Consider the following 1,260-nt stretch of genomic DNA (forward strand, 5'->3'; position numbering starts at 1 on the left):
CTTAGACATCGTTTCTTATGGCGTGATCGCTCGTTGTTCCGTGCATGACGGATCTGGTTGAGCGGTTGGTGCCGGACGAGTTGTGGGTGCTGTTTCGGCGGGTGGTGCCACCGACTGAGGTGATACGTCCGCAGGGTGGCGGCCGGCGTCGGGCGGGTGACCGCGAGGCTCTGGCTGCGATCATCTTCGTGGCGACCTCGGGCTGCACGTGGCGGCAGTTGCCGCCGGTGTTCGGCCCCGCCTGGCAGACGGTCTACCGGCGGTTTGCCCAGTGGAGCCGGGACCGGGTCTGGGCCAAGCTGTACCGCGTGATCCTCGACGAACTCGGGGCGCGAGGCGAGCTGGACTGGTCGAGGTGTGCGATCGACTCCGTCAGCCTGCGGGCCGCAAAAGGGGGCCACTGACGGGACCGAATCCGACCGACCGCGGCAAACTCGGATCGAAGATCCACCTGATCACCGACCGGAACGGACTGCCCCTGTCCCTAGGTATCTCCGGCGCGAACATGCACGACAGCCAGGGCCTGGAGCCGCTTGTGCGCGGCATCCCGCCCATCCGGTCCCGCCGCGGGCCCCGGCGCCGACTGCCGGCGAAACTGCACGCGGACAAGGGCTACGACTACGACCACCTGCGCCGATGGCTCCGCCGGCGGGGAATCCGTCACCGCATCGCCCGCAAGGGCGTCGAGTCCTCACAGCGGCTGGGCCGGCATCGGTGGGTGGTCGAGAGAACCGTGTCCTGGCTGGCAGGTTGCCGAAGGCTCCACCGCCGTTACGAACGCAAGGCCGAACACTTCCTCGCCTTCGTCGGCATAGCCGCCATCCTCATCGGCCACCGCCGACTGGCGGCCCTGCTTACGGCCTGAGCCGGTTCTCCTGCACGTCGAAACAGATCAACCCCATGGACTCCGCCACGGCCGCCGCGTAGGCCGACGCCTCCTCGGCCATGCTCCACCGCATGGGGAAGTAGATCAGCGGGCCACTGGCCTCGCCGATCAACGGGCCGGTCGACCAGGGCGAGGTGTCCTCCTCGTCCTCGGTGATGTCGCACCACCGTTCAAGCAGCGCGGCCACGTAAGCCGCGACGCGTTCGGATGGAGGCTCTTCTACCTCGCTGTCGATGTAGCGGTCGCACAAATCGTTGAAGACTCGGCCGGCGGTCTTGTCATCCGCCGGCCTCTCGCCTTCCCAGACAGCCAGGTCGTAGCTCATGTCAGGAGGCTCTCATGCCGCTCTGACAGCCATAAGAAACGACGTCTTA

Annotated in this window: 2 protein-coding genes; one reads left to right on the forward strand and one right to left on the reverse strand. The window is 66.9% G+C overall.

Annotated elements, in window-relative coordinates; translation table 11 throughout:
* Positions 1-44: 44 nt before the first annotated feature.
* Positions 45-865, forward strand: a protein-coding gene (locus OO54_RS45640) for an IS5 family transposase (protein ID WP_418953264.1) whose coding sequence is annotated in 2 segments (ribosomal slippage) — positions 45-392 and positions 395-865 — 819 coding nt in all. Because the reading frame shifts where the segments join, the coding sequence is not laid out codon by codon here.
* Here OO54_RS45640 and OO54_RS40860 read toward each other — a convergent pair.
* On the reverse strand, positions 855-1,211 hold the full coding sequence (locus OO54_RS40860) for a hypothetical protein (protein ID WP_033212793.1): 357 nt from the start codon (positions 1,209-1,211) through the stop codon (positions 855-857). The two genes, OO54_RS45640 and OO54_RS40860, sit on opposite strands and share 11 nt — an antisense overlap.
* Positions 1,212-1,260: the final 49 nt, after the last annotated feature.

This window comes from Streptomyces wedmorensis (assembly GCF_000716445.1).
GTDB lineage: Bacteria > Actinomycetota > Actinomycetes > Streptomycetales > Streptomycetaceae > Streptomyces > Streptomyces wedmorensis.

Coding starts and splice junctions, on each gene's coding strand:
- OO54_RS40860 (WP_033212793.1), bottom strand. CDS start 1,211: ATGAGCTACGACCTGGCTGTCTGGGAAGGCGAGAGGCCGGCGGATGAC.